This is a genomic window from Microbacterium oxydans (assembly GCF_000956405.1).
Taxonomy (GTDB): domain Bacteria; phylum Actinomycetota; class Actinomycetes; order Actinomycetales; family Microbacteriaceae; genus Microbacterium; species Microbacterium oxydans_C.
This window is the reverse complement of sequence record NZ_JYIV01000029.1, coordinates 154,717-178,746: the sequence shown is the minus strand read 5'-3', so window position 1 is coordinate 178,746 and position 24,030 is coordinate 154,717. Positions and strand designations below refer to the sequence as shown.

At 67.1% G+C, this 24,030-nt stretch carries 23 protein-coding genes and 1 tRNA gene; 14 read left to right on the top strand and 10 right to left on the bottom strand.

Going from position 1 to position 24,030, the window contains the following annotated elements; all coding sequences use genetic code 11:
• Positions 1–16: 16 nt before the first annotated feature.
• The 4 genes from RN51_RS15300 to RN51_RS15285 are packed head-to-tail and all read left to right on the top strand — an operon-like array spanning position 17 to position 2,954.
• Positions 17–544, top strand: a complete 528-nt coding sequence (locus RN51_RS15300) for an RNA polymerase sigma factor (RefSeq protein WP_045264896.1) — start codon at positions 17–19, stop codon at positions 542–544.
• Positions 537–1,517, top strand: coding sequence for a hypothetical protein (locus RN51_RS15295; protein ID WP_045264895.1), 981 nt, complete (start codon positions 537–539; stop codon positions 1,515–1,517). The genes RN51_RS15300 and RN51_RS15295 overlap by 8 nt, the downstream gene beginning before the upstream one ends.
• Complete coding sequence (locus tag RN51_RS15290; protein ID WP_045264894.1) at positions 1,514–1,987, top strand: hypothetical protein; 474 nt, start codon at positions 1,514–1,516, stop codon at positions 1,985–1,987. The genes RN51_RS15295 and RN51_RS15290 overlap by 4 nt, the downstream gene beginning before the upstream one ends.
• Positions 1,988–2,000: 13 nt before the next feature.
• The gene (locus RN51_RS15285) at positions 2,001–2,954 is read left to right on the top strand and encodes an NADP-dependent oxidoreductase (protein ID WP_045264893.1); all 954 of its coding nucleotides are present in this window, start codon (positions 2,001–2,003) and stop codon (positions 2,952–2,954) included.
• A 1-nt stretch (position 2,955) separates the two neighbouring features.
• On the opposite strand, the gene RN51_RS15280 is transcribed toward RN51_RS15285, so the two are convergent.
• Positions 2,956–3,603: a hypothetical protein gene (locus tag RN51_RS15280; RefSeq protein ID WP_045264892.1), complete on the bottom strand. Its 648-nt coding sequence runs from the start codon at positions 3,601–3,603 to the stop codon at positions 2,956–2,958.
• Positions 3,604–3,796: 193 nt separating this feature from the next.
• Here RN51_RS15280 and leuA point away from each other — a divergent pair, with 193 nt between their 5' ends.
• Positions 3,797–5,551: a 2-isopropylmalate synthase gene (gene leuA, locus RN51_RS15275; protein ID WP_045264891.1), complete on the top strand. Its 1,755-nt coding sequence runs from the start codon at positions 3,797–3,799 to the stop codon at positions 5,549–5,551.
• A gap of 66 nt (positions 5,552–5,617) precedes the next feature.
• On the opposite strand, the gene RN51_RS15270 is transcribed toward leuA, so the two are convergent.
• Positions 5,618–6,310 (bottom strand): trimeric intracellular cation channel family protein, encoded by a 693-nt coding sequence (locus RN51_RS15270; RefSeq protein ID WP_045264890.1) that lies wholly within the window; start codon positions 6,308–6,310, stop codon positions 5,618–5,620.
• A 34-nt stretch (positions 6,311–6,344) separates the two neighbouring features.
• On the opposite strand from RN51_RS15270, the gene recO reads away from it, so the two are divergent.
• Positions 6,345–7,088 (top strand): DNA repair protein RecO, encoded by a 744-nt coding sequence (gene recO, locus RN51_RS15265; RefSeq protein ID WP_045264889.1) that lies wholly within the window; start codon positions 6,345–6,347, stop codon positions 7,086–7,088.
• On the top strand, positions 7,085–7,888 hold the full coding sequence (locus RN51_RS15260) for an isoprenyl transferase (protein ID WP_045264888.1): 804 nt from the start codon (positions 7,085–7,087) through the stop codon (positions 7,886–7,888). Before recO ends, RN51_RS15260 begins: the two co-directional genes overlap by 4 nt.
• Here the strand turns inward: RN51_RS15260 and RN51_RS15255 are convergent.
• Complete coding sequence (locus RN51_RS15255; protein WP_045264887.1) at positions 7,828–8,439, bottom strand: ATPase AAA; 612 nt, start codon at positions 8,437–8,439, stop codon at positions 7,828–7,830. The two genes, RN51_RS15260 and RN51_RS15255, sit on opposite strands and share 61 nt — an antisense overlap.
• A 69-nt stretch (positions 8,440–8,508) precedes the next feature.
• Here RN51_RS15255 and RN51_RS15250 point away from each other — a divergent pair, with 69 nt between their 5' ends.
• Positions 8,509–9,192, top strand: coding sequence for a DsbA family oxidoreductase (locus RN51_RS15250; protein WP_045264934.1), 684 nt, complete (start codon positions 8,509–8,511; stop codon positions 9,190–9,192).
• Positions 9,193–9,254: 62 nt separating this feature from the next.
• Here the strand turns inward: RN51_RS15250 and RN51_RS15245 are convergent, their stop codons facing one another.
• From RN51_RS15245 to RN51_RS15235, 3 genes are all read right to left on the bottom strand, one after another.
• Complete coding sequence (locus RN51_RS15245; protein ID WP_045264886.1) at positions 9,255–10,448, bottom strand: metallophosphoesterase family protein; 1,194 nt, start codon at positions 10,446–10,448, stop codon at positions 9,255–9,257.
• A gap of 215 nt (positions 10,449–10,663) precedes the next feature.
• Positions 10,664–12,037, bottom strand: coding sequence for a hypothetical protein (locus RN51_RS15240; RefSeq protein ID WP_045264885.1), 1,374 nt, complete (start codon positions 12,035–12,037; stop codon positions 10,664–10,666).
• A 552-nt stretch (positions 12,038–12,589) separates the two neighbouring features.
• Positions 12,590–13,084, bottom strand: a complete 495-nt coding sequence (locus RN51_RS15235; protein WP_045264884.1) for a glutathione peroxidase — start codon at positions 13,082–13,084, stop codon at positions 12,590–12,592.
• Between the two features lie 59 nt (positions 13,085–13,143).
• Here RN51_RS15235 and dusB point away from each other — a divergent pair, with 59 nt between their 5' ends.
• From dusB to RN51_RS15210, 5 genes are all read left to right on the top strand, one after another.
• Positions 13,144–14,298 carry a tRNA dihydrouridine synthase DusB gene (gene dusB / locus RN51_RS15230; RefSeq protein ID WP_045264883.1) on the top strand — a complete coding sequence of 385 codons (1,155 nt, stop codon included), beginning with the start codon at positions 13,144–13,146 and terminating at the stop codon, positions 14,296–14,298.
• Positions 14,288–15,673, top strand: coding sequence for a deoxyguanosinetriphosphate triphosphohydrolase (locus RN51_RS15225; protein ID WP_045264882.1), 1,386 nt, complete (start codon positions 14,288–14,290; stop codon positions 15,671–15,673). Before dusB ends, RN51_RS15225 begins: the two co-directional genes overlap by 11 nt.
• A complete protein-coding gene (gene dnaG, locus RN51_RS15220) occupies positions 15,673–17,532 on the top strand; it encodes a DNA primase (RefSeq protein WP_045264881.1) in 1,860 nt (619 codons plus the stop codon). Before RN51_RS15225 ends, dnaG begins: the two co-directional genes overlap by 1 nt.
• Positions 17,533–17,568: 36 nt before the next feature.
• Positions 17,569–18,342: an ATP-binding cassette domain-containing protein gene (locus tag RN51_RS15215; protein ID WP_045264880.1), complete on the top strand. Its 774-nt coding sequence runs from the start codon at positions 17,569–17,571 to the stop codon at positions 18,340–18,342.
• 97 nt (positions 18,343–18,439) lie between these two features.
• A tRNA-Asn gene (locus tag RN51_RS15210) sits at positions 18,440–18,515 on the top strand.
• Between the two features lie 128 nt (positions 18,516–18,643).
• Here the strand turns inward: RN51_RS15210 and RN51_RS15205 are convergent.
• Together RN51_RS15205 and RN51_RS15200 are read right to left on the bottom strand one after the other, a co-directional pair.
• Entirely contained in the window at positions 18,644–20,080 is a 1,437-nt protein-coding gene (locus RN51_RS15205; RefSeq protein WP_045264879.1) for an APC family permease, read from the bottom strand.
• 44 nt (positions 20,081–20,124) lie between these two features.
• The gene (locus RN51_RS15200; RefSeq protein WP_045264878.1) at positions 20,125–21,222 is read right to left on the bottom strand and encodes an alcohol dehydrogenase catalytic domain-containing protein; all 1,098 of its coding nucleotides are present in this window, start codon (positions 21,220–21,222) and stop codon (positions 20,125–20,127) included.
• A 113-nt stretch (positions 21,223–21,335) separates the two neighbouring features.
• On the opposite strand from RN51_RS15200, the gene RN51_RS15195 reads away from it, so the two are divergent.
• A complete protein-coding gene (locus RN51_RS15195; protein ID WP_045264877.1) occupies positions 21,336–22,754 on the top strand; it encodes a PucR family transcriptional regulator in 1,419 nt (472 codons plus the stop codon).
• A gap of 60 nt (positions 22,755–22,814) precedes the next feature.
• Here RN51_RS15195 and RN51_RS15190 read toward each other — a convergent pair whose 3' ends face one another.
• Positions 22,815–23,330, bottom strand: a complete 516-nt coding sequence (locus tag RN51_RS15190) for a hypothetical protein (RefSeq protein WP_045264876.1) — start codon at positions 23,328–23,330, stop codon at positions 22,815–22,817.
• Between the two features lie 120 nt (positions 23,331–23,450).
• Complete coding sequence (gene def, locus RN51_RS15185; RefSeq protein WP_082066616.1) at positions 23,451–24,017, bottom strand: peptide deformylase; 567 nt, start codon at positions 24,015–24,017, stop codon at positions 23,451–23,453.
• Positions 24,018–24,030 lie beyond the last annotated feature (13 nt).

Genomic DNA, 24,030 nt, shown 5'->3' with positions numbered 1-24,030 from the left:
CGCCGACCCCGACGACATGATCGGCCGCAGCGAAGACCCGAATCCGCTGCGTGACGAGGTCTTCAGTCGTGTATTCGATGAACACTGGGCTGCAGTGCGACACCACATCGAGGGTGTCGTCGGCATGGAGGGGGAAGTCACCGAGATCGTCTCGGAGGTCTTCCTGCTCGCCTGGACGAAGCTGCGCCCTGCCCGCCCCCCGAGTCGGGTCTGGCTTCTGCGCGAGGCGGATCGACGACTGCGCGCCCGCTCCGGTCGTACGTCCGCACCGCACGGCGTGTTCGACGCCGTGCATCTCGGAGTATCCGGCGACGAGTGTGAACCCGATCAGGCCGGCAGAGTGGCGGTCATGCGGGCTTTGGCTGTCCTCACTCCGCGCCAACGGCGTATCATCATGCTCACGTACTGGGACGGACTCACGGTGGGGGAGATCGCGGAGTTGTCGCGCACTTCCGAGTTCCGGGTGCGGAAGTCGCTGGGACGTGCGCGGGAACGCCTGCGTGCGGAGCTGGGTCTGGAGGGGCTGATAACGGGTGATGATTGACGACGCCGTACTCGAACGGATGCTGATCGACGCCGATCCCGCACCGACGCCGCGTGAGGCGGCGCCCGATGCCAGGGCTCTCGCGACCAGGGATCGCATCCTCCGCACGGACGTCGCGCCGAAGCGTCGCCGTAGGCGTACCCTCGGCTGGGCAACCGGTCTCACCGCCGTGGCGGCGTCCACGGCGCTGGCCTTCGCCGTCCTCGCGCCGCAGGGTGCGGCGGTGGCCGGGATGCCGTCGCCTCTCGACTTCGAAGGTTCGAGCACGGTCGCGCAGGTGGTCGACGATGCCGACGCGAGTCTCGCCGCGGCTTCCGGTCCTGCCACGCCGGAGCGCGCTGTTCGGACCGCCTTCTGGGGGTTCTCGGTCGAGGTCGAGGCGAAGGTCAGCAAGGTCGTCCCGCAGCTCTCCACGCTCACGTGGGAACCGGACGGGTCCGGTCGGATGACGATCGTCGCCGGCGTGCCCTACGATCCGGAGGACGCGGTGGCGAGCAACGCCGCCGAGGTGACCAGCAGCGGGGAGGTCGTCACCGACCTCGTGATGGCCCCGGGCGATTTCTACACCCCGTGGACCGAAGTGCCGGGCGAGACGCGTCAGGACATGATCGCGATCCTCCGGGCCTTCGGCATGCCGGAGAACCCGACGGCGTACGACGTCGAAGTGGCTTTCACCTCTGTCCTGGATCAATGGACGCTCACGAACGCGCAGCACCGCGAGCTGCTCTCCCTCTTCGAGGAGGCGCAGGGCGGGGAAGCCCTCGGGATGACGAAGGACCGTCTGGGTCGGGACGTGAACGGCATCAGGGTCGTGTCCCCGGACGGTGCAGCGAGCGATCTGATCCTGGTCTCCCGCGACACCGGCAGGATCGTCGGCGTCGAACGCACCGTCCTGATCGCAGACGACGTGTTCGCCGCCGGCTCGATCATCTCGTATCAGATGTGGGACCTCGACGAGGAGGAGATCCGATGAGATGGAAGAGTATCGTCGCGGTGACGCTGCTGAGCGTGATGTTCCTTCTCGGTGCGGCACCCGCGCAGGCGGCAGCCGAAGGCGATGACGCGGTCGCTCCCGAGATCATCGCGATGCTCGAGGAAGTGCCCGGCGGTGTGATCATCGATTCGACGAATGCGGTGTGGCCGGCGCTCGGCATGGAACTCACGATCGGTACGGTCTCGCTCCGGTCGGCGCTTTCGGTCGGGAGCTGTGCGACCGATCGCTTCTGCGCCTACAGCGCCTCGTCGCTCGGCGGCAACAGGTTGACGTTCAGCGTGTGCAGCGTGAACACGATCCCCTCCACGTTCATCGCGAAGTCGGTCGCCGATGCGCGGGGATCCGGCTATGTGCAGGCCCGAAACAGCAGCACCGTTGTCGCCACGGTCAACGCGGGGAGCTGGGCGAACCTCGCAGGCCCGGTCGACAACCTCCGCTGCTTCCTCTGAGCAGGGCTCGGCGATGTCGGAGGCTGTCTCTCGAGCACGGCAGTGGGTCGCCACGAGCTGGGGCTCGCCCGACCACTGGCAGTTCGTCGATCACGACGTGCCCGCTCCGGAGCAGGGGAAGGTCAGCATCCGCGTCTTCGCCGCCGGAGTGAACCCCGCCGATGCGAAACATGTCGCTGCTGTCCGTCCGGACATGGAGCTGCCGGTGCCGATCGGGTACGAGGTCTCGGGAGAGATCTCGGCCATCGGCCCGGATACTCGGATCGGTTCGGGCGCCGTCGACGTCGGCGACGAGGTCATCGCCTTCCGCGTGCGAGGAGGCTATGCGACCGAGGTCACCGTCCCGGCCGAGAAGGTGTTCGCGAAGCCGTCGACACTCACGCATCCGGAGGCGGCGAACCTGCTCCTCGTGGGCACGACGGCGGCGGAGATGCTCGCCGTCACCGGTGCGGCACCGGGGGAGACGATCCTGCTGCACGGGGCCTCGGGGGCCGTCGGCGTGAGCGTGCTCCAGCAAGCACGGCTCCGTGGCATACGGGTCGTCGGAACAGCGAGCGAGTCCCGGTTCGACGAGGTGCGACGATTCGGCGGCCTCCCCGTGCACTACGGTCTGGGACTCGCGACGCGTGTGCGCGCTCTGGCGGTCGGGCCGATCGCCGCGGCGTTGGACGCGGTGGGGACGGGCGAAGCGGTGGACGCATCGCTCGAACTGGTCGGCGACCGTCGACGGATCGTGACCATCGCCGCGGCTGACCGGGCGAGGACCGATGGCATCCTCGCCATCGCCGGATCGATGCCAGAGAGCGCACGTTTCCGGGATGAGGTCCGCAGCGAGCTGATCGCTTTGGCGCAGAACGGCGATCTCGTCGTTCCCGTGGCTCGCACCTTTCCGCTTTCCGAGGCGCGCGCGGCCCATCGGCTGCTCGCGACAGGCCACCCCGGCGGCAAGCTCGCCCTGATCCCTTAGGTCAGTCGATCTCCCGGAGCGCCGAGGTCACGAGCACCACGTCGTCGCCGTACTCCGCGTCCGCTGCTTTCTGGATGGTCCCGTCGTCCCACACGACGCCGACCCAGACGTAGCCGCGGTCCGTATGCACCGTGAGCGCCTCGTCGCCGAGACGGGCGGAGATGTCGTCCTGGATCCGGGTGAGTTCGTCGGCCGGCGTCGTGCCGTCGACGCCGTTCGTCGGATCCTCCGGTGCGATCGGGTCGAAGAGCGCGAGCATGATCGGCGGATCGGTGTTGGTGAGCCGTTCACCGTCGTATGTCGCGTAGACGGCGTAGGCGCCCCAGGTCGTCTCTCCGCTGGACTCGCTGCCATCGACTCCGTCCCAGGACCAGTCATCGAGAGGTACGCCGCTGCACTGGGGTGGGTACGACTCCATGATCGCTCCCAGGCACAGCTGCACCTCGCCCGCCACGTCGAGAACCGTGCCCACGCCGATGAAGCGCCCTTCCGGGAGAGCAGGTCGGACGTCTTCGAGTGCCTGCCCGGACGGGGTGGACGTGCTCGTCGGAGCCGCGGAGCTCCCGGGACCGGAGGTGCATGCGCTGAGGAAGATGAGTCCGAGGGCGGAGGCGACGGCGATGGTCAGGCGACGCGGTGATGTGCTCATATCGACGAGTGTCGACGGTGCAGGAAACGTCTCACCCCCGTCCGAACCGCGCCGGCAACCCTGCTAGCATGACCACATGCCTTTCGGCGGTCTGCTTCTTCTTAGCTGCCGCGACGAGTCCTAAAGCTAGGGCCTTCCTCGTCGCGGCGCTTGTGTTGGCCCGTTCATCTTGACGAAGAGAAGAAGCCCCATCATGCAGAACAGTCAGCGCCCCTCCGCGATGCCGATCCACAAGTACCGGCCGTTCCACGAGCAGATCACCGTCCACCTGCCTGACCGCACCTGGCCCGATGCCCGCATCACCGAGGCGCCTCGCTGGTGCGCGGTCGACCTCCGCGACGGCAACCAGGCCCTCATCGACCCGATGTCGCCCGAGCGTAAACGCGTCATGTTCGAGCTGCTCGTCAGCATGGGGTACAAGGAGATCGAGGTCGGCTTCCCCTCTGCGAGCCAGACGGACTTCGACTTCGTGCGTCAGCTGATCGAAGAGAACCTGATCCCCGACGACGTCACTATCCAGGTCCTGACCCAGGCGCGCGAGCACCTGATCGCCCGTACGTACGAGTCGATCGCGGGAGCCAAGCAGGCCATCGTGCACCTGTACAACTCCACGAGCGTGCTGCAGCGCGAGGTCGTCTTCCGCACCGACAAGCAGGGCATCATCGACATCGCGCTCGAAGGAGCTCGGCTGTGCCGCCAGTTCGAGAAGACGATCCCCGACACGAAGGTGTACTACGAGTACTCGCCAGAGAGCTACACAGGGACCGAGCTCGAGTTCGCCGTGGACATCTGCAACCAGGTGATTGAGGTCTTCGAACCCACCCCCGACCGCAAGGTCATCATCAACCTCCCGGCGACGGTCGAGATGGCATCGCCGAACGTGTACGCCGACTCGATCGAGTGGATGAGCCGCAACCTCGCGCACCGCGAGAACGTGATCCTGTCGCTGCACCCGCACAACGACCGCGGTACCGCGATCGCCGCCGCCGAACTCGGGTACATGGCCGGTGCCGACCGCATCGAAGGCTGCCTGTTCGGCAACGGGGAGCGCACGGGCAACGTCGACCTCGTCGCGCTGGGCATCAACATGTTCACGCAGGGCATCGACCCGCAGATCGACTTCAGCGACATCGACCAGGTCAAGCGCACGGTGGAGTACTGCAACCAGCTGCCGGTGCCCGAGCGCAGTCCGTGGGCGGGCGACCTCGTCTTCACGGCATTCAGCGGCTCCCACCAGGACGCGATCAAGAAGGGGTTCGAGGCCATGGCCGCCAAGGCCGAGGCGCAGGGCGTCACGGTCGACGAGATCGAGTGGGCGGTGCCGTACCTGCCCGTCGACCCGAAGGACCTCGGCCGTTCGTACGAGGCCGTGATCCGTGTGAACTCGCAGTCGGGCAAGGGCGGGGTCGCCTATCTGCTCAAGGCCGACCACGCGATCGACCTGCCCCGCAAGCTGCAGATCGAGTTCTCGGGTGTCGTGCAGGCCAAGACGGATGCCGAGGGCGGAGAGGTCACCAGCGAGCAGATCTGGTCGATCTTCAACGACGAGTACCTCCCCGCCGTCGACACGGCAGCCAAGTGGGGGCGTTTCGAGCTGCTCGCGACCCAGACCCGCAGCGACATGTCCGGCGACGTGGCGCTCGATGTGGTGCTGCGCGATGACGACAAGCAGGTGTCCGTCACGGGCAACGGCAACGGTCCAGTCGCGGCGTTCGTCGAGGTGCTGCGGGGGCAGGGCTTCGACATCACGGTCTACGACTACGTCGAGCACGCTCTCAGCGCCGGCGGGGACGCGCAGGCTGCGGCCTACGTCGAGCTGCAGGTCGGCGACCAGCGGCTGTGGGGTGTCGGCATCGACGGCGACATCTCGACCGCATCGCTCAAGGCGATCGTGTCCGGTGTGAACCGGTCGATCCGCAGCCGTCAGCAGGAGCTCGCCGCCGTCTGATCCTCTTTCGAATCGCGCGATTGGTCGTATCCGGCCACCGGATGGAACCATTCGCGCGATTCGAAGTCAGTCCTGGGGCTTGACGATCGCGATGGCGCCGGTCTCGGCGGCGACCTTACGGCGGTAGAGACGGCGCTGCTCCGGGAGCGAGACGTCGAACGTGACCGCGAGGATGCGGATCACGGCGGTCACGACGATGCCGATGACCGCCGCGAGGGGAATGGGCATGCCCACCGCGACGGCGATCACGATGAACGTGCACCCCGCGCCGGCCGCCACGGCGTACAGCGAGCCCACGTGCATGATCGCGGTCGGCAGGCCCATCAGCATGTCGCGGAGCACGCTTCCTCCGACCGCAGCGCACACGCCGATGAAGACCGCCGGCACCTCGGGAATCCCGAAGGCGAGGGCCTTGCTCGTTCCGAAGGCGCCGAACATGCCGATCACCACGGCGTCGAGCACCACGATGGCGGTGTTCAGACGGGTGAAGAGCCCGGCGAGCAGCATGCCCAGAAGCGCGGCGCCCGCCGCAGTGACCAGATACCACTGATTCTGGAGAGTCGCGGGAGTCTGGCCGAGCAGGATGTCGCGGATCAGACCGCCGCCCATCCCGATCATGATGCCGATGATGGCCACCCCGAGCCAGTCGAGCCGCCGCTGGCCCTGGAAACCCGATGCGAACATCGCACCCTGGACCCCGCCGAGGCCGACACCGAGCAGGTCCGCCCAGAGCGGAATGATGAAGAGCGGTTCGGTCACCCGTTCATTCTCGCGCACGGAGGATAATCGAAGGGTGCCCACCTATCGAGACGAAGCGGTGATCCTGCGCACCCACAAACTCGGTGAGGCGGATCGCATCGTCACGATGCTCTCTCGGCGCCACGGCAAGGTGCGAGCGGTCGCGAAGGGCGTGCGGCGGACGTCGTCGAAGTTCGGGGCCAGACTCGAGCCCTTCATGGTCGCCGACGTGCAGCTCTACCAGGGTCGCTCGCTCGACATCGTGCAGCAGGCGGAGTCCCTCGGCTCGTACGGCACCGACATCGCCGCGCACTACGACCGTTTCACCGCGGCGAACGCGATGGTGGAGACGGCGGACCGTCTGAGCGACGCGGAGGCGACGCCCGACCAGTACCTGCTGCTCGTCGGTGGACTGCGTGCGCTCTCACGCGGAGAGCATGTCGCACGGAGCATCCTCGACTCGTACCTGCTGCGGGTGATGTCGCTGTCGGGATGGGCCCCCTCGCTCGACGAGTGCGCCCGCTGCGGCACGCCCGGTCCGCATTCGCGGTTCGTCGCTCAGCTGGGTGGACTCGTGTGCCAGAACTGCGCCCCGGCAGGAAGCCCGCGCGTCGCGGAGAAGACTCTGGCATTGCTCCGTTCGCTCATCTCGGGGGAGTGGGACGTGATCGATGCCGCCTCGCACGCCGACACCGCCGCAGCCTCGGGGCTCGTCTCCGCCTACGCCCAATGGCACCTGGAGCGCGGCATCCGCTCTCTCTCCCACGTGTCAGACATCACTTCAGAAGGAGCACGGTGAGCCCGAAGCCCTACACGCATAAGGACGCCGTCCCCTATCGACCTCTGGATTGGACGGGTGCGTACCCGCCCGCGTTCCGGGCCGTGCCCGAGCACGTGGCGATCGTCATGGACGGCAACGGCCGGTGGGCGAACCGCCGGGGACTCAACCGCATCGAAGGGCACAAGGCGGGGGAGGAGGTCCTGCTCGATGTGGTCGCCGGCGCGATCCAGGCGGGGGTCAAGCACCTCTCGGTGTACGCCTTCTCGACCGAGAACTGGGCGCGTTCCCCGGAAGAGGTCCGTTTCCTGATGGGTTACAACCGCGACGTCCTGCACCGCCGTCGCGATCAGCTCAACGAATGGGGTGTGCGCATCCGCTGGGCGGGACGCAAGCCGCGCCTGTGGGGCAGCGTCATCAAGGAGCTGCAGCACGCTGAGCGACTGACCCGCGACAACGACGTGCTCACACTCACGATGTGCGTCAACTACGGCGGCAGGGTCGAACTCGTGGATGCGATGCGGGCGATCGCCGACGACGTCGCAGCAGGGCGGGTGAAGCCCAAGGCGATCACCGAGAAGATGATCCGCCGTCATCTGTACGTGCCCGAGATGCCGGACGTCGATCTGTTCCTGCGCAGCTCGGGTGAACAGCGCACCTCGAACTTCCTGCTGTGGCAGTCCGCCTACGCCGAGATGGTCTTCCTCGATACTCTGTGGCCGGACTTCTCGCGGGAGGAGCTGTGGCGGGCGATCGAGGTCTATCTGTCGAGGGACCGTCGCTTCGGCGGTGCGATCGACGTTCCCGACGCCTCTGCCTGAGCCCGCAGCCACCGTCTCGTCTCCCGCGGATGACGGAGACGGACGATCGTGAGGTGCGGGAAGCGCTCCTGCAACGCGGGGAAGCGCTCCGTCCACTTGTGACGTGTCGCCGCCTGCCAGGCGAGGATGTTCTCCTCCGGGTCGCGGCTGAGCATGCTCCACGGCCCCTTCTCACGGTTGCCGTTCCAGAGTTCGAGTCGCAGCACGCCTCGAGCCAGCGTGCGCCGGATCAGGCGGCCTCGCACCACGCGGTACGGATAGTCGAGCCAGATCGCGAGCTGTGCGCGCGGGGGGAGGATGTCGTCTGTTCCCTTGCTGGTGTACTGCCACTCGGTGATCCAGTGCTCCTCCGCAGCAAAGGCCCGCACGTCGTCGAGGAACTCGGGGCGCGGCGTCCACTCGGGGCCGTGGAACAGGCCGTCGATCTCCACATGGCGCAGGTTCCACAGGCAGGCCAGCCGTCGGGCGAGCGTGGTCTTGCCGGACCCTGAGACGCCGGCGACGAGCACGCGCTCGGGGACGGAAGGCAGCGGGTCGTCGGCGGAGAGCATCCGAGAATCCTATCCGCGGCTCGGATCGGGTTCGGAATAGCCCGAAGGTGCATGCGGTTGCATGACAGTGTGACTGAACCCATCTCCATCGACATCTGGTCCGACATCGCCTGCCCCTGGTGCTACATCGGCAAGCGCAATCTCGAGAAGGGTCTCGAAGCGGTCGCGGCTGATGAGGACGCACCGCAGGTCAACATCACCTTCCACTCGTTCGAGCTCTCGCCCGATACTCCCGTCGACTTCGACGGTGATGAGATCGACTTCCTCGCCGGACACAAGGGCATGCCGCGCGAGCAGGTCGAGCAGATGCTCTCGAACGTGACGGGCGTGGCGGCGAACGCCGGCCTCGAGTACCGCTTCGATCTGCTGCAGCACACGAACACGGTGAAGGCGCACGAGCTGCTGCACTTCGCCAAGGCCGAGGGGCTGCAGCACGAGATGGAAGAGCGGCTCATGTCCGCCTACTTCACCGAAGGCAAGCACGTCGGCCGTATCGACGATCTGGTCGAGCTGGCTGTCGAGGTCGGCCTGGACGCGGATCGTGCTCGCGCAGCGCTCGAGAGCGAGCAGTACCTGCCCGCCGTTCGACAGGACCAGGCGCAGGCCCGTGCCTACGGCATCCAGGGCGTGCCGTTCTTCGTCGTCGACGGCCAGTACGGCATCAGCGGCGCGCAGCCGCCTGCGGCCTTCGAGAACGTGCTCCGCGACCTCTGGGCCAAGCGGAATGAGCCGGTCGAGTCTGTCGAGGCCTGAGTCGACCTGACAGGACGCACGGCGGGAACCCGATCGGGTTCCCGCCGTCTCTGTGCGTCGGCTCAGACCCGCTGCTGTCGCGGGCCGAGCGGCACCGGCTCCATGGGCTGGTCGTTCGCGGTGAGATCCATCCCCAGGTCGCGCGCATAGACCACGCGCGTCGCCATCGCCACGTCGTCGCCGGCTTCCGTCAGCTCGAAGACGCGTCCGCCGCGCATGCGATTGCGCTCCGCGCCGGCGAGGCCGTACGCGCCAAAGCCGGTGCCGGGGGCGTAGCCGAGCTGGACGCCGTAGTAGTCGCCGACGTAGTCGTTGATGTGGTCGTGTCCGACGAACACGCCCTTCACATCGCCGCGCTCGAGGATCGCGTTGAACATCCCCGAGTTGAACGGACCGGGGCATTCCTCCTCGTTGCGCTCTCCGATGATCCTGTGGCGGGCACGGCCGCGCGCGGCATCGGCCTCGCTGCGCGTATCCACGCCGCCCCACCACATGAAGCGGTGCTCCCACAGTGCGATGTGCAGGAACATCAAGCCGGGCACCTTGCGGCCGCGGCGCTGCTCCAGACGCTGCGACTGCTCGCGGTACCAGGCGACCTGGTCCATCCGCAGCCAGTCCCATGCCGGGTAGCCCGAGAAGTCCTGGCCGGCGAGCGCGTCGGGCGCGTAGCGACCGGAATCCATCAGCCACAGCGCGAACGCCTCGCGGTTCTTCTTTGCCGAGGACCCGATCGTGACGATCGTGTTGCTCGTGCCCGTCACGCCGCGGGTGTCCTCGGCGTTCACGTTGTGCTCGTAGGAGCGGTAGATCTTCAGCATCCCCGCCTCGTCTACCCCCGACTGCGGCAGCGAGTCCTCGTCGTGGTTGCCGTACGTGACCGCCCACGGGATGCGGCGGGACTCCATCGGCATGACGACGTTGTTGATCGCCTGCTTCACGGCCAAGCGGGTCTCGCAGCCGCCCGTGATCACGTCGCCGTTGATGACCGCGAAGTCCGGCTTCTCCTGGTCGAGCACCTTCTCCATCAGCTCCACGGTCCGGCGGTCGGTGAGCTCGTCATCCTGCGTGTCGTTGAACTGCACCACCTTGAAGGTGCCGTCGGCTCGGAACCGCAGGCCGCGCGCGGCACCAGCTCCCGCGGGTGACGCCGGGACATCCGCGGAGGCGGCGGCGCCGAGGGGGAGAGCGGTGCCGAGAGCGCCCAGGGCTCCCGCGGTCAGGATGGTGCGGCGGCTGATCGGGAGTCGGTCGGGCATGCGTGGTCTCCTTCGTCTTCGGGCGATGTTCGCCGCGGCGAGACTAGGGGCGCGCGATGACGGGGGAACGACCGCCAGGTGAACGAGGCGCGCGGTGGCGCGCACCGCCGGAGCGAAAACGCGGGCATGGGCTCAACGGCCCAGAGCTTGGGGCGACCTCACCGATTCGCTTCGGCCCAGTGCGGTCCTCTAAGGGGCACTGCAACGAACTTGACCTACCTCATCTCCGGCCGGTTATCGGTAGCGGCGGCACTCATGGCTGCGCCCAGTTGAGCCTTTCCTAGTTCGAACTCGTGTCGCGCGTATGCGTCGTTCACGCGAATGACGAAGCGGGCCACGGTGAATACGCCGGGCCAGAAGGATAGGAAGAGGGTCAGTGTCGCGAGCGTGGCTACGGCAGTGAAAGGCAAGTAGTACGGCGTATCGTTCAACGCTGGGTACGCAAGCGGCGGAATGGAGGCGAGGGCGGACAGTACAATCGCAATGCTGAACCATGTCCACAGAATCCACCATCGGAACCAGCCTCGTCGTATCTCGATGCCCGATTGGCGAAGCGCTGTGTACTTTCCGATCCAGCCGACAACACTGAAGATCGCGTTCAGCAAGCCTAAGAAGGCGATCACATGCCCGGTGGCGTAGAGCATGGGCAGCGCGACCTCTTTCGGGGCATCGAAGATGAAGAGGATAAGCAGTGCGCCCGTCGTGGTGAATGCGATTGCGACACCTACAGCAGTGATGCGGTCACTCACCTTGATGCTCTTTGCTCGTGCCCACCGAAGAGCGCGATAGATCATGAAGATGATCACGGCGACGAGGAGAATCTTCCCGACCCAGTCGCCCACGTGAGTATCAGTCAGCACTTCTGTGAGGAACTTGCCTGCATCGCGTTGCCACTGCTCCCACGCTCCGGTCCTGACCAGGGTGATCATTCCGGCCGCGAACCCGAAGAGAAGCGTGGCGCTTAGGATGCCCTTTTTCGTCCACGTGCGAGCTGGGCCGATTGCAGCGACGGCGACCTGCCAGAACTGTCGGCCCACAGCAAGAACCAGAGCGACGACGGTGCCCACGGTCACGACGACGCCGACGAAGTTCACCCATGCGATTCCGCCTTCCTTTGACTCTCCGAGGTCGCGGCTGAATCCCCACACGAGTAGTCCACCTGCGATTCCCAGGATGGTTGCTGCGGCCATGTAGCGTTCGATCACCCTCGCGACCTGCCTGAAACATCGAGGGAGGAACCACTTCAGACCGTGCCAGAGCACAACTGACAAGGCGGCCCGACGACGAAGGACCCACACCCGGCTCGCTACGTTGAGATTGGAAATGTTCTCGACCGACTTGAAGACATCGGTGAGTGCCGTCATGAGTAACTCCTCGCTCCGCGTGTCGAGCTGCGCCTGGAGAGCGTCGTGGTCGTCGGCTCCGATGAGCACGGTGATGGTTCGTACTATTCGCGCTCGTTCTTCAAGGTCCGGTTCTTCCGCCACCTGCTTCTGCCCGATGTACCGCCGCAGGTGCAGCTCCTCGGACGTCGATAGTTTCCGGTCGTCGAGCCGACGTCTGGTCCAGTCGTGGTAAGCGAGCGCCAAGAACTCTAAATCCTAGTTGGGTGCTTTCAAGGCCAGTGAGCCGAACAGGCTGATGACGACCATGAAGAATAGAACCACGAGGGTGCAGAACCAGCCGATCCAGAGCAGAACGTCCATGCGAGGAAGATAGTGGCCGCATACGACATCCATCTCGGATACAGATCTGCAATTATGTCGTGGGACAGGTGCGAGGGTTGCCGAGAGCTACTGGTCCTCAGCGCATTGCGTAGAGTGCGGTAGGGATTCGGTCGACCGTCGGAGGTTCCCTGGTCGTGGTCCGCTGGCCGCGTGTTGAGAGACGGCACTCGACAGCTACGGAAGCGCCTCATCGACACCTCGTCGAGGCGTCAGGTACTGGGGGGCGACGCGTTCCGCGGCGCCGTCGGCTTCGATCACGACGCGTCGCCCCCCGCACGAGGACGGCCCTAAAGCGCTGGGCGGCCATTGACAGGGAGACAAACCGGGAGGGAGCGGTAGCTGCCGGGGGTCGATGAGGCGCTGACCAGCCCACGCTAGAGCCGCGAGCAGCGCCCGCCGAGCTGAGATACGGGCCTAGCGGGTCAGTGCCGCTTCGATCGCGTTGACGATCTCGGGGGCGTCCGGCTTCTGCTTCGGACGGAAGCGCAGGACGTCCCCGTCCGGCAGCACGAGGAACTTCTCGAAGTTCCACTCCACGCGTCCGGCTTTACCGCCCGCGTCGGGCGTCTCCTTGAGGGCCTTGTAGAGCTCGGCGGCGTTCTTGCCGTTCACCTTGACCTTGTCGTTGACGGGGAAGGTCACGCCGTAGGTCGTCGAGCAGAACTCGAGGATGTCGTCGACCGAGCCGGGCTCCTGACCGAAGAACTGGTTGCACGGGAAGCCGACGACGGTGAACCCGCGGTCGCCGTACAGACGCTGCAGCTCCTCCAGCTGCTCGTACTGCGGGGTCAGCCCGCACTTGGACGCGACGTTGACGACGAGAACCACGTCGGCGCCGAGATCGTCGAGCGTCTTCTCCTCGCCCTTCGCGTCGGTGAACGGGATCGTACGGAGCGAGGATTCGGTCATATGCACAGCTTAGATCGCCGCATCCCTCCGGGCTCCGCGTCTGGGAGAATGAAGAGGACATGACTCTCGCCACCGCACCCGCCCGCCCCCTTCGCATCGGCCCGATCGATCTCGACGTGCCGGTCGTCCTCGCACCCATGGCGGGGATCACCAACACCGCCTTCCGGCGTCTCTGTCGCGAGTACGGCGCCGGTCTCTACGTCAGCGAGATGATCACCTCGCGCGCGCTGGTCGAACGCAACGAGACCACCATGCGGCTCATCCGGCACCACGAGTCCGAGACACCGCGGTCCATCCAGCTCTACGGTGTCGACCCGAAGACCATCGCCGAGGCCGTGCGGATCATCGTCGCCGAGGATCACGCCGACCACATCGACCTGAACTTCGGATGCCCGGTGCCGAAGGTCACGCGCCGCGGCGGGGGAGCGGCGCTGCCGTGGAAGTCGAAGCTGTTCGCCGACATCGTGGATCAGGCCGTCAAGGCCGCCGGCGACATCCCGCTCACGGTGAAGATGCGTAAAGGCATCGACAAGGATCACCTCACGTTCCTCGACGCAGGGCGTGCGGCCGAAGACGCCGGGGCCGCCGCCGTGGCGCTGCACGCCAGGACTGCCGGAGAGTACTACTCGGGGTTCGCGGACTGGAACGCGATCGGGGAACTGAAGCAGGCTGTCACGAGCATCCCGGTGCTGGGAAACGGCGATATCTGGTCCGCCGACGACGCGGTGCGGATGATGGCGCAGACCGATTGCGACGGCGTCGTGGTCGGTCGCGGATGCCTGGGGCGCCCGTGGCTGTTCGGCGAGCTGGCGACGGCCTTCGGTGGAGAGGGCAAGACCGTCGATGCGACGCTCGGTTTCGTCGCGAACGCCTTCCGTCGTCATGCCGAGCTGCTGGTCGAGTTCTTCGAGGACGAGGACCGAGGGTGCCGAGACATCCGCAAGCACGTGTCCTGGTACTTCAAGGGCTACCCCGTCGGGGGCGACATCCGCACCGGATTGGCCACGGCCTCGAGCCTCGCCGAGATCGACGACCTGCTCGGACGCCTCGATCACACCGCGCCCTATCCTGGTGCGGATGCCGAGGGGCAGCGCGGGCGGGCAGGGCACCCGAAGCGCACGGCCCTGCCGGACAAGTGGTTGGAGTCGAGGGAGATCGCGTCCGATACTTCCGAGATGATGCGTGGAGCGGAGATCGAGAACAGTGGCGGTTGACCCCCAGGGCGGCCTGCGCGCCGACGGCTACGACGCACGGGACGCCGAACGCTTCTTCGCCGAGACCCATCGTTCGGAGCGCAACGATTTCGCTCGCGATCGCGCCCGGGTCCTGCACTCGGCTGCGCTGCGCCGACTCGCCGCCAAGACGCAGGTGCTCAGCCCTGCCAGCACCGCGGACTTCGCACGCAACCGCTTGACGCATTCGCTCGAGGTCGCTCAGGTCGGGCGAGAGCTCGCGGTCGCTCTCGACGTGTCGGCTGACGTCGTCGACACGGCGTGCCTGAGTCACGACCTGGGGCATCCTCCGTTCGGACACAACGGCGAGCGGGCATTGAACGAGTGGGCAGAGCCGATCGGCGGGTTCGAGGGGAACGCCCAGTCGCTGCGTATCCTGTCTCGGCTCGAGGCGAAGGTCCTCGACGACCAGGACCGTTCGGTGGGCCTGAACCTGACCCGTGCGAGCCTCGACGCGACGTGCAAGTACCCCTGGACGGTCGACAGTCCCATCCCCGATCCCGGCGGACGTCTGAAATTCGGCGTGTACCCGGAGGACGAGGCGGTGTTCCGCTGGATGCGAGAGGGTGCCCCCGGGCGGCTCCGGTGCATCGAGGCCGAGATCATGGACCTTTCGGACGATATCGCCTACTCGGTCCACGACTTCGAGGACGCGATCGTCAACGGCTACGTCGACGTCGCCCAGCTCGCCGACCCCGCTCAGCACGACGCGCTCGTCGGGCGTATCCAGCAGTGGGTCGGGTATGACTTCACGCGGGACGAGCTCGCCGATGCGCTCTACCGTCTCGCATCGCAGCCGATGTGGCTCTCGTCGTTCGACCGCTCGCGCCAGGCTCTCGCGCGCCTCAAGAACCTCACGAGTGACCTGATCGGACGCTTCGCCCGTGCCTCGGTCTCCGCCACGAGGGAGGCGTATGGTGCCAAGGCTCTGGTTCGCTACAACGCCCACGTCATCGTCCCGCGCGTGATCGAGGTCGAGATCGCCGTGTTGAAGGGCATCATGGGCCAGGCGATAGTCACGATCGAGGCGCGCAAGGGCGTGTACAAGGAGCAGCGGCGAGTGCTCAAGCGGCTGGCCGACGCGCTCTGGTCGACCGATGCGCTGTGGTCCGCCGGCTCCGATGTGCTCGAGCCCGCGTTCGCCGCCGACTTCATCGCGGCGGAGAGCGACGCGGAGCGTGCCAGGGTCGTGGTGGATCAGATCGCGAGCCTCACGGACCAGAGTGCGATCGACTGGCACAACCGTCTCGTCGGCGAGATCGATCCGGCAGAGGTGGGCATCTGGACGCCCCGTCACGCCCGGCCAGGAGCGCGGCCGCACACCGAGCGCGTGCCGGTCGCTGAAAGAGCGCACTGATGCCGCGGATCCGTCAGGCCGATGTCGACGAAGTGAAGGCGCGGACGAACATCGCCGACATCATCGGTGAGCGCGTGGCGCTGAAGCCGGCCGGGGTCGGGTCTCTCAAGGGGCTGTGCCCTTTCCACGACGAGAAGAGCCCGAGTTTCCATGTGCGGCAGCAGGTGGGGTACTACCACTGCTTCGGCTGCGGCGAATCTGGGGACGTGTACTCCTTCCTGCGGGAGATGGACCACGTCAGCTTCACGGAAGCGGTCGAGCGTCTCGCCGGCCGCATCGGGTACACGTTGCACTACGAGGACGGCGGAGCCGCCCCCGAGACGAGCGGGCGCAGTCGCCTGTACGCGGCCAACACGGCGGCCGCGGAGTTCTTCCGCGCACAGCTGCTCACCCCGGACGCTGAGGCAGGACGCCGTTTCCTCGGGGAGCGCGGGTTCGACGCAGGTGCTGCCGCGCACTTCGGAGTCGGCTTCGCTCCGCGCGGCTGGGACGGCATGCTCAAGGCGCTCACCGCGCAGGGGTTCACCCGCGAGGAGCTCAGCAACGCCGGCCTCGTCTCCACGGGACAGCGCGGCGTCTACGACCGATTCCGCGGGCGTCTGGTGTGGCCGATCAGGGACGTGTCGGGGCAGACGATCGGCTTCGGTGCACGCAAGCTGTTCGACGACGACCAGGGACCGAAGTATCTGAACACCCCGGAGACGCCGATTTACAAGAAGGCGCAGGTGCTCTACGGACTCGACCTCGCCAAGCGCGACATCGCCAGAGGTGATCCTCGCCGAGTCGTCGTCGTCGAGGGCTACACCGACGTGATGGCCTGCCATCTCGCCGGCCTCACGACGGCGATCGCGACCTGTGGAACGGCGTTCGGCACCGAGCACATCAAGGTGCTGCGCCGCGTGATGGGCGATGACAACGCGTCAGGCGAGGTGGTCTTCACCTTCGACGGTGACGAGGCCGGTCAGAAGGCTGCGCTGCGCGCCTTCACGGAAGACGATCGGTTCAACGCGCAGACGTTCGTCGCCGTCGCGCCCGACGGCCTCGACCCGTGCGATCTGCGCCTCCAGCGCGGAGACGCCGCCGTTCGTGGGCTGATGGACACCAAGCAGCCGATGTTCGAGTTCGCGATCGATCGCAAGCTCGGCGGCTTCGACCTCTCCACCGTCGAGGGGCGGGTCGGCGCTCTGCGCGCGGCGGCTCCGATCGTGGCCGAGATCCGGGACCAGCTTCTGCGCCCGGGATACGAGCGTGTGCTGGCCCGCCGGCTCGGCATGGACCCCACCGAGGTGCGCAGCGAGGTCGAGCGTGCAGCGCGAGGCGGTTCGGCGCCGCAGCAGGCGCGACGGGAGACTCCGCAGATCGATTCGACGACCGGCGCGCCCGTCGTCGCTCCGGTCACGTTGGCGAGTCTGCCGCGCAGCCCCGACGTCGCCGTCGAGCGCGATGCGCTCATGGGCGCCCTCCAGTACGGGCACCAGGTCGATCAGGGTCTTCTCAACAGGGCGCTCGAGGCCCCGTTCCGCACTCCCGGTCTGGACGCGGTCCGTGAAGCCGTGGCCGCCGCTCCCGACCGCACCAGGGCAGGCTGGGTGACCGAAGCCGTCAACAGCGTCCGGGAGCCATACCGTTCTCTCGCGGGGGAGCTGCTGATGACCCCTTTCCCGGAGCGCACGGAGGAGCGCGCTGTCGCCACCGTGGCCGACCTCGCGCGGCGGCTCGTGCTCCGGCAGCTCGAGCACGAGAAGCAGGAGCTCCTCGGCGCGGTGCAGCGGGTGCCCGCCGACTCCGACGGCGGTCGTGCACTGCGGATGCGCCTGCGTGATATCGACGCAGAGCGTCAGCGCTTCACCGAGTCGTAACGCCGAGCGGCATCCCGCAGGCGGCAGTATGGAGTCATGTCCCGCAGGCCCGAATCAACGAACGCGATCGATTGCTCCGATCTGGTGATCGATCGCATCGGCCACGGGATGCCGACGCGCGCCGTCGACGGCGTCACCTTCTCGCTCGCTCCCGGCGGGCTCATCTGCGTCGCCGGTCCCACCGGTTCGGGCAAGTCAACACTGGTCGCAGCCCTCGCGGGTTCCACCGATCCCTCGGTGAAGGTCGTAGGAGGCAGGGCGCAGGTCTGCGGCGTCGATGTTCGTCGTCCTGGACGCAAGCACCGCATCCTCACCTATCGCACCGGCTTCGTGCCGCAGGGTGCCGGGGCCGACCTGCCACCACGCCTCACCGTGAACGAGGTGATCGCGGAGCCGATCCTCATCCGCGAGCGACGGGTGAACACCAAGGCCCTGTCGATCCGCGTGGCCATGCTGCTCGACGAGTTGCACCTGCCGTTGGGCACGGCGACGAAGTTCCCCTACGAACTCAGCGCCGGCATGCGCCAGCGTGTGGCCATCGCCCGGTCGTTCGTGCTCGAGCCGAAGGTTCTCATGGCGGACGAGGTGCTCGCGAACCTCGACCTCGAGGTGCGACCGGTCGTCTTCGACGCGATCACCCGTCGGCGCAAAGAGCAGTCGATGGCTGCCCTTCTCGTGACCAACGATGCCGATTTCATCCGCGAGTTGAACGCCGAGACGCTCATGCTCCGCAGCGGACACGTCGTCGCGCGCGGGGTCGGCAAGGATCTGCTCTGGGTGCCGAACGCGGAATCGGATTCGCGGCACTGACCCCGACACGCCCGGCAACCCGGAACGGCGCTCTCGTGTCGTGAACACCTCCGGGAGTTTGCTAAGCTTGTCGAGTTGCCCGCTCAGCGGTGCACATTCCTCGGTAGCTCAATTGGCAGAGCAGCCGGCTGTTAACCGGCAGGTTCTTGGTTCGAGTCCAAGCCGGGGAGCCAACGAGAAAAGCCCCCTCCACGGAGGGGGCTTTTCTCGTTCTCCGTTGCGCTGACAGATCGTGTCGAATGCCGAATCGACAGAAGGAGCCCCTCCCGATGGAGGGGCTCCTTCTGTCGGCGACATCGGTTCAGCCGACGCCCTCCATCGCGCTCGTCTCGGTGTTGCCGATGCGGGCGATGACGTCAGGGCGACGTCGTGCCAGGTAGGCGTACCGGGTGAGCGCCAGGGCCACCGTCACGAGGAATACGTAGGGGATCACGTTGTACGGGAACGCCGGCACCGGCCACACGTTCGCGAAGAAGACGTAGCCCATGGTGCCGACCGCGACGGTCGCGCACACCTTCACCAGGCCGTTGCGCATCTTCGCCCGCTGCGTGTAGACCACGCAGGCGATCGCGACGAGCGCGTACGCCACCATGTAGCCGTACGTGCCCCAGGTGTTCACCCAGACGAGGATCTCGCCGGTCGCCGCGCCCGAGAGCAACAGCACGATGTCGACCGCGACGGCCGCAGAGCCGGCGATGATCAGGACGCGGTGGGGGGTCAGATGCTCCTCGTGCGTGCGTCCGAATCGTTCGGCGACGACGCCCTCCTTGCCCATCACGTAGACGATGCGGCCGATCACGTTGAGGGGTGCGACGACGACGGCGAAGAACGATGCGGAGACGCCGAACGTGAGCACGGCGGCGAACCAGCCGGGCATCCCGATCAGAGCCGACATGCTCTCCAGCGGGCTGGACGCGGTGGCGAGATCGTCGCCGAGCACCGTGATCTGCGTGTAGGCGGCGAAGACGTAGAGCACGCCGACACCGAGGGCGCTCCACATGATCGCTCGGGGAATGGCCTTATACGGCTCCTTGGCCTCGCGGCCGAGCGCGTCGGCGGACGAGAATCCGACGAAACCGAGGATGCCGAGCACCATTCCGGAGGCGATGCCCTGGAACGACGAACCGGTCGCGAGCACCTGAGCGGGGTCCCAGGCGGCGGGACCGGCCCAGACGAGCGCGGCGATCAGAAGCACCAGGATGATGCCGACGGACACGAGCTCGAGGACGAGCGACACTCGTGCGGACAGGCGGATGCCGCGGATGGTGAACAGTGTGGCCAGGCCGCCGAGCACGATCGCGAGGCCGATGTCCCAGCCGAGTCCCTGGGCGGGGAGGCCGAGCATGCTCAGGAACTGACCCATGTAGCTGACCGAACCGCTGAGGGAGGCCGCCGCGATGCCGAAGCAGCCGATCAGCAGGGTCACCCCGGCGAGGAATGCACCGAACGGACCGAGGCCCTTCGACACGTAGGTGTAGAGCGAACCGGCGGAGGCGTGCTTGCGGGCGAACACCACCACGCAGTAGCCGACGCACAGGATCACGATCGTGGCGAGGGTGAAGGCGTAGATGGTGCCGTTGCCCGCACCGAGGAAGATAGCGGCCGCCGTGAAGGCGATGACGGCACTGGGGGCGATGTTGGCGATGGCCTGGGCGGCGAGTTCGGGCCCGCTCATGACGCCGGTGCGAAGACCGGCATCCCTGGGCGCGCCAGGCGGGGCGACGACGGTGTCTGACATGGTTCTCCTGGATTCGGGTTTCAGGGGGAGGGGATGGCGAGTGGTCAGGGGATGAGGAGGGTGCGCAGAGCGGAGCCGGTCTCGAGGTCATCGAGCGCGGCGGCGGCCTCGGACAGAGGGCGGCGTCCCGAGATGAGCGGGTCGATCTTGAGCTGTCCGTCCATGTAGCGGTCCACGAGGGCCGGAACATCGATGGAAGGGCGGACCGAGCCGTAGTTCGAGCCGAGGATGCGCTGGTCGGCCTCGGCGAGCACGAGGGGCTCGAACGACGCGCGGGCGCCCGTGGGAGGAAGTCCGACGATGACGGCCGCGCCGCCGAGGCCGAGCATCTGGATCGACTGCTCGGTGGTGGACGTACGGCCGATCGCGTCGAACGCGTAGTCGACACCGTCCGGGATGAGCTCGCGCAGCTGTGCCACCGCGTCGCCCTGGGAGGCGTCGATGCGGTCGGTGGCGCCGAACTGCAGCGCCATCTGCGTCTTCTCCGGGCGCACGTCGATCGCGACGATGCGCTCGGCTCCGGCGAGCCGTGCTCCCTGGACCACATTGAGGCCGACGCCTCCGCAGCCGATCACGACGACGGTCGATCCTGGTTCGACGGCGGCCGTGTTGAGAACGGCGCCGACACCGGTGGCGACGGCGCATCCGACGACCGCGACGACATCGAGCGGGGCGTCGTCGCGGACCTTGACCGCACCGGACGCGGGAACGACGACCTCCTCGGCGAACGAGGAGACGCCGAGGTAGTGGTGAAGCTGCTCGCCGTTGCGGCTCAGGCGCGATGTGCCGTCGAAGAGCACGCCCAACGGAGCGACCACCGTGGCGACCTTCTGACAGCGGGCCTCGTGGCCGGCGCGGCAGTAGCGGCACTCGCCGCACGGCGGTACCCAGCTCAAGACCACGTGGTCGCCGACGGCGAGGGTCGTGACGCCCTCGCCGAGTTCGGTGACGACGCCGGAGCCCTCGTGCCCCATCACCAGGGGAGCGGCAGCATCCCACTCTCCGCGTTTGACGTGCAGATCGGAGTGGCACACCCCCGCAGCGGCGATGCGCACCCGCACTTCACCGGCGCGGGGCGGAGCGAGGTCGACATCGACGAACTCGATCGGAGACTGCGGATCGCGGAAGACAACAGCTTTCATGACATCCTTCGGGTAAGAGGGGATGCCGACGATGCTAGGAGACCGAGACTCCGGCGGCATTCGACGAATGTGTGGATTGGGTGTCCGTCGATCACACTTTGTATGATCGACGAGTGGCTCGTGATGTCGCCTCCGTGGCGCGATACCTCCGGGGACGGCTTCTGGACGGCGCGGTGCCCAGCTCGCGGCACGTGAACTCCGTCGTCGTCTTCGACTCCTTCAGCGCTCCCACCGAGCTCCTCTTCACCACCCTGGTCGTCGTCGACGAGGGGCAGCTCGGCGAACTCGTCGACGACCCGGAGCGGCTCGCATCGCTCCAGGACGTGGTCGTGGTCACGGCTGCGGACATGCCCACAGCGCGCCGGGCACTGGACGATGCCGGCATCACCGCGATCGTGGCCGCGGGTGTCGCTCACGACCTCCTGACGCCGACGCTGACCGCTCTGCTCGCCGTCGACCAGGCAGCCGAAGCCAGGGCGATCACCTCGGCGATGCGAGTGCTCACCCTCGCCGCGCGACGGAGCGGGGTGACCGGCGTCATCGCGGAGCTCGCTCACCGGATCGACGGTTGGGCGGTGCTGCTGGATCGACACGGCGAAGTCATCACGACGGCCGGCGCGGGAAGTCTGCACATCGACGACGCGATCGCCGTGGCGGTCGGCCGTCCCGTCAGGGTGCGCCATCGCGCGCTGCAGGTGCACCCGGTCGGCCCTGGCCAGGACATCACCGCGCAGCTGGTGACAGCGCCGCGCAACGACAGCTCAGGGCGTGGAAGGGAGCTCAGCTCCCAGGCCGCGGCTCTGCTCGACCTGCTGATGCGCACCCGTGACAGCAGCCACCTCGAACGCCTCGGACGATCGATGATGTTGGAGACCGTGCTCGAGGGAGGAGAGGCGGCGACGCGGCTTCTCCGGCGCTGGGGTGTGCACGAGAGAAGCCTCATGGGATTCGCCCTCGTCTCGCGCACCAGCGGCGTCGACACGGAGCATCTGCTCGCGCTGTGGCTCGACGAGCTCGGGGCTGAGCACGTCTTCGCTGCTCAACGGGGGCTGATCCGCGGTGTCATGCGGGAGGAGCACGCGCAGGAGATCGCGCACCGCGTGCAGACCTTCGCCTCGACGCTCTACCTCGGACTCGGCCGGCCGACCACGACCGACTCGCTCGCCCGCAGCGTCGACGAAGCCCGCCAGGCATGCGAGACGGCGCGAGCGGGCGGAGAGCGCGTCGTCCGGTACGAATCGATCCCGACGGTGTCCTTCGTGCTCGGGCAGCTGGGCGCGGATCAGACCCAGCGCATCGGACGGCTCCTGGACCCGTTGAGGGGCGGTGACCAGCACTCGGAGCTGATCGAGACGCTGCGCGTCTTCCTCGCCACGAACAGTGCCTGGGGCGAGAGTGCGACGCGCCTGCGAATCCATAGGCAGACCCTTGCCGCGCGGATCAGACGCATCGAGGATCTGATCGGGCTGTCCATGACAGACCCTGATGACCGAGTGGCGGCCTGGCTCGCATTGCGCGCCTCGGACGAGTGAGGGTCGCCGGCACGAAGAAGGGCCCCGCCGGATGGCGAGGCCCTTCTCAACGGCTGTCGATCAGCGCGCGGCTCCCGCGAGTGAACCGGTGGTCTGTGCTGCCGGGTCCACGATGATGCACTGGATCACGCGGTCGTTGTTCTGCTCCCAGGAGTCCTTGGTGGGAACGAGCGTCGTGACGGCGAGCTCGGAGTCGTCGTAGGCGACACCGACGAACGAGGTGTAGGCGTCGCCGATGCACTCCTGGGTCGCGGCGTCGATGTCGGCGTCGGAGAACTCGCCATCGGGCATGGTGATCTCGTAGTACACCTCCTGGTCGTGCGGTTCGCTGCACGGGAGGATGTCGGCGTTGGTGAGGGAGCCGGTACCGCCGTCGAGCATGCAGTCGCCGAGCTTGACCGAGAACACGTTGACGTTCGCGCTCTCCGTGACCTGGCCGCTCTCCTCGTCGCGGTTGGCGTCGCCGGAGCCGCTGCCGAGGATGCTGTTGATTGCGCTGCAGCCGCTCAGGGCGACGGACAGCGCCACTACGGATCCCGCGAGCACCAGAACACGTCGCGTACGCATCTTCATCATGTTTTCTTCCCCTCCGAAGCGTGTTGAGGAGGCACGATGAAAGCCCCCGCCGCGATTACGTTAGCGGCCGCCGAGTCTATGTTGCAACTCGGAGGGGGCTGTGGTTCGGCTGGGAGCGACTCACCCCTCGAGGTCGTCGACGCCCGGCATCCAGCTCGCACCGGGTCGGCCCCAGCCGCGCTTCTTGGCGATCTTCTGTGCGGTCTTCCAGTCGCTGTCCGAGAGGCGGTCGACGTAGAGGATGCCGTCGAGGTGGTCGAACTCGTGCTGCATGATACGGGCACGCCACCCGTCCACGTCGATCGAGACCGGGTGTCCGTCGAGGTCCGTCGCCGTCACGTGCACGCGATCGGAGCGACGGAGGGGGAACCGCTCGCCCGGGAACGACAGGCACCCCTCGGACTCGAGATCCGGGTCCGGGTCGCCGGGCTCGAGCGGCACCATCCACAGCACCGGATTGATGAGCACGCCACGCCAGGGCTGGTCGTCGTCATCGACGTATGCGTAGGTGTAGATCCGAAGCGGAACGCCGACCTGTGGGGCAGCCAGACCCACTCCCGGTGCCGTGTCCATCGTCTCGAACATGTCCGCGACGAGCCTGCGGATGTCGTCCGTGATCTCGTCGACGGGGGATGCGGGGGAGTGCAGGACGGGATCGCCCATGATGCGAATCGGAAGTACAGCCACGTCACAACCCTAG